The organism is Sphingomonas bacterium, assembly GCF_903643065.1.
Taxonomy (GTDB): domain Bacteria; phylum Pseudomonadota; class Alphaproteobacteria; order Sphingomonadales; family Sphingomonadaceae; genus Sphingomonas.
Genome location: NZ_CAHJWX010000403.1, coordinates 1 through 2875, shown reverse-complemented (window position 1 = coordinate 2875; position 2875 = coordinate 1). Strand labels below are relative to the sequence as shown.

The 2875-nt window shown below is 70.0% G+C and carries 4 protein-coding genes and 1 other RNA gene; 2 read left to right on the top strand and 3 right to left on the bottom strand.

Annotation, left to right across the window (positions count from 1 at the left end; translation table 11 throughout):
* The coding region (locus HUU95_RS12875) for a TPM domain-containing protein (protein WP_254602792.1) at positions 1-569 on the bottom strand (569 nt) is incomplete at its 3' end.
* A gap of 80 nt (positions 570-649) precedes the next feature.
* The gene (locus tag HUU95_RS12870) at positions 650-1228 is read right to left on the bottom strand and encodes a LemA family protein (RefSeq protein ID WP_174280464.1); all 579 of its coding nucleotides are present in this window, start codon (positions 1226-1228) and stop codon (positions 650-652) included.
* 99 nt (positions 1229-1327) lie between these two features.
* Between HUU95_RS12870 and mscL the strand changes: the two genes are divergently transcribed.
* The gene (mscL, locus tag HUU95_RS12865; protein ID WP_174280463.1) at positions 1328-1795 is read left to right on the top strand and encodes a large conductance mechanosensitive channel protein MscL; all 468 of its coding nucleotides are present in this window, start codon (positions 1328-1330) and stop codon (positions 1793-1795) included.
* Between the two features lie 150 nt (positions 1796-1945).
* On the opposite strand, the gene HUU95_RS12860 is transcribed toward mscL, so the two are convergent.
* A complete protein-coding gene (locus tag HUU95_RS12860) occupies positions 1946-2377 on the bottom strand; it encodes an RrF2 family transcriptional regulator (RefSeq protein ID WP_174280465.1) in 432 nt (143 codons plus the stop codon).
* 43 nt (positions 2378-2420) lie between these two features.
* Between HUU95_RS12860 and ssrA the strand changes: the two genes are divergently transcribed.
* Positions 2421-2760: a transfer-messenger RNA gene (gene ssrA / locus HUU95_RS12855) on the top strand.
* Positions 2761-2875: the final 115 nt, after the last annotated feature.

The window sequence follows — 2875 nt, the reverse complement described above, 5'->3', positions numbered from 1 at the left end:
GACCAGCGCCGGCCGCCCCAGCGCCGCCGCCCGAACGCGGGCAGCACCACGAACAGCAGCACCACGCCCCAGAAGATCAGCCCGATCGGCACGCCGCCGCCACCGCCGGACGACCGCCGTCGCTGATGCTGCTGGTCGAACCCCTTCGCCGCCGCGTCGAGCCGCGCCTGCGCCTCCTCGGGCGCGGCGCGAAGCTGCGCGCCGATTGCATCGACTCCCGCCAAGATCCCGCCGGGCAGGTCGCCCGCCTTGAAGCGCGGGGTGATCGTGGTCCGGATCGTTTCGCTCGACCAGGCGTCGGTCAGCACCGGCTCCAGCCCGCGTCCGACCTCAATCCGCACCTGATGCTCGGTTGGCGCCACGATCAGCACCGCGCCGTTGTCCACGTCGCGCAGCCCCACGCCCCAGCTCCGCCCCAGCCGATAGCCATAGTCGGCGATGTCGCGCCCCTGCAGGTCCTTGACCGTCGCCACCACCAGCTGGCGATGCGTATCCTTCTGCAACGCTTCCAGCTTCGCCGTGAGGTCGGCGGCGGCGGCGGGCGGCAGCACATGCGCGTCGTCGACCACCAGCCCCGTGAACGCCGGAAACGTCTGCGCTCCTGCGGGCGCGGCGACCAGCAGCAGCGGCGCGAGAAGGGCGGCGCGGATCAGTTGAAGTCCACCTTGGGCGCGGTCTCGGCGCCTTTTTCCGCCTGGAATGGCACCATCGGCTTGGCGCCGTAGAAGACCTTGGCGCCGACCGCGTCGGGGAAGGTGCGGATACGCGTATTATACGCCTGCACCGCCTCGTTATAGTCGCCGATCTTGACGTTGATGCGGTTCTCCGTGCCCTCCAGCTGGCTCATGAAGGTCGAGAAGTTCGCTTGGCTCTTCAGGTCCGGATATTGTTCCTGCAACTGGCGCAGCGGCACCAGCGCGGCGCTGAGGCCCGCCTGCGCGGCGGCGTATTGCCGCACCTTGCCCTCGTCCTTCAGGTCATCGCCCGACAGCTGCACCGTCACCGCCTGCGCGCGCGCCTGGGTGACACCGACCAGGATCGACTTCTCGGACGCCGCCGCGCCCTTCACCGTCGCCGCCAGATTGGGGATCAGGTTGGCGCGGCGCTGATACGCGGCCTGCACGTCCGCCCAGCGCGCCTTGGCGGTCTCCTCCGCCGTCGGCACGCTGTTGACGCCGCAGCCGGCGAGCACGGCGGCGAGGGGCACGGTAAAGGCAAGGCGGCGCATCGACGGGCTCCACGAGGTGTTGTGCTTATATAGAGCACCGCCCGCGCTTGGCGAAGGGCAAATCGGCGGCTAGCATCGCGCGAACCGGGGAGGACGGCCATGCTCAAGGATTTTCGCGCGTTCATCATGCGCGGCAACGTGCTGGATCTGGCGGTGGCGGTGATCATCGGCGCGGCGTTCGGCCGGATCGTCAGCTCGCTGACCGACGACATCCTGATGCCGCTGATCGGCAAGCTGTTCGGCGGGCTCGATTTCTCCAGCTACTTCCTCCGCCTCGGCCCGGTGCCGGGGACGTACACCGGCTCGCTGTCCGACTATGCCGCGCTCAAGAAGGCGGGCGTGCCGCTGCTCGGCTATGGCGCGTTCCTGACGCAGGCGGTCAACTTCCTCATCGTCGCGTTCGTCATCTTCCTGCTCGTGCGCGCGGTGGCGAAGGCCGGCGCGATCGTCGAGCGCGAGGCGGCGCGGCTGCGGCGCGAACAGGAAGCGACGCCGGTCGCGCCCGAGCCCGAACCCGTCGAGATCGCGCTGCTGCGCGAGATCAGGGACGAGATCAGGAAACGCTGACCTCTCAATCCTCCCCGGGACGGGGAGGGGGACCGCGCCCGCAGGGCGTGGTGGAGGGGGCCCGCCACGGGCGCTGCGCCTGGCCCGGGCCTCTCCGTCACCCGCTGCGCGGGCGCCACCTCTCCGTCCTGGGGAGGAGTGCAGGTCGGATCACGCCGCCGCCAGCTCGCGGATCGCCGCGTCGGCGAGGCTGGTCCCGTCCAGGATGCGCGCGGTCTCGTCGCGCACGCGCATCATCGCGTGGCGGATCGCGCAGGTCGCCTCGTCATGGCAGTCGCCACAGGGGCGATAGGCGGTGCGGCTGACGCACGGCACCAGCGCCAACGGCCCCTCGATCAGCCGCACGACATCGCCCAGCGAGATCAGATGCCGGGGCCGCGCGAGCCGGTAACCGCCCATCTTGCCCCGCGTCGACACGATCAGGTCGGCGGCGCGCAGCTCCGCCAGGATCAGCTCCAGGAACTTGCGCGGCACGTTCACCTCCACGGCGATCCGCGCCATCGGCACCGGCGGGCCGCCCGCCGGCGCTTCCGCCAGGAACAGCATCGCGCGCAGGGCGTAGCGGGAGCGTTGGGTCAGCATCGGCGAATGCGCCATGGCCGCTCTTTGTGGCAGGCGAAAGGCGCCCCTTGGCGCGTTCGGTCAAAGCGACTATATCGATCCGGCAAGGGGTTCGCCCCGGCTATGGCGATAAACGACGGCGTGACATAGGCGCAGCGGACCCGGGGGCAGTACCCGGCGGCTCCACCACCGCCCTCCACCGGGGGGCGATGACGGGGCCGAACCAGGATCGACGTGTGTTGAACGGCGCTGTCTTTTGCTCGGAATGGGACCACCGCGACGGCCCATATACAAGTGCCAACGATAACGAGGCGCTCGCGATTGCGGCCTAACTTGATCCTCACGGATTAGGTTAGTCAGACAAAAGCGCGGTTGGACCGAACCGGGCAACAGAATCGGATTCCAGCGGTCAGGGGACGCCGGGCAACAGAAGTCCCCACCGCGCCGCGCGCACGCGCGCAGCGGAGCCGCACGCGAGACGCGCCAGCGCGGCCGGCGGGCTAGCGGCTTCGCCGCTCG

Bases quoted from the DNA above. Each gene is read 5' to 3' on its own strand.
- HUU95_RS12870 (WP_174280464.1), bottom strand. From the start codon at position 1,228: ATGCGCCGCCTTGCCTTTACCGTGCCCCTCGCCGCCGTGCTCGCCGGC.
- mscL (WP_174280463.1), top strand. From the start codon at position 1,328: ATGCTCAAGGATTTTCGCGCGTTCATCATGCGCGGCAACGTGCTGGAT.
- HUU95_RS12860 (WP_174280465.1), bottom strand. From the start codon at position 2,377: ATGCTGACCCAACGCTCCCGCTACGCCCTGCGCGCGATGCTGTTCCTG.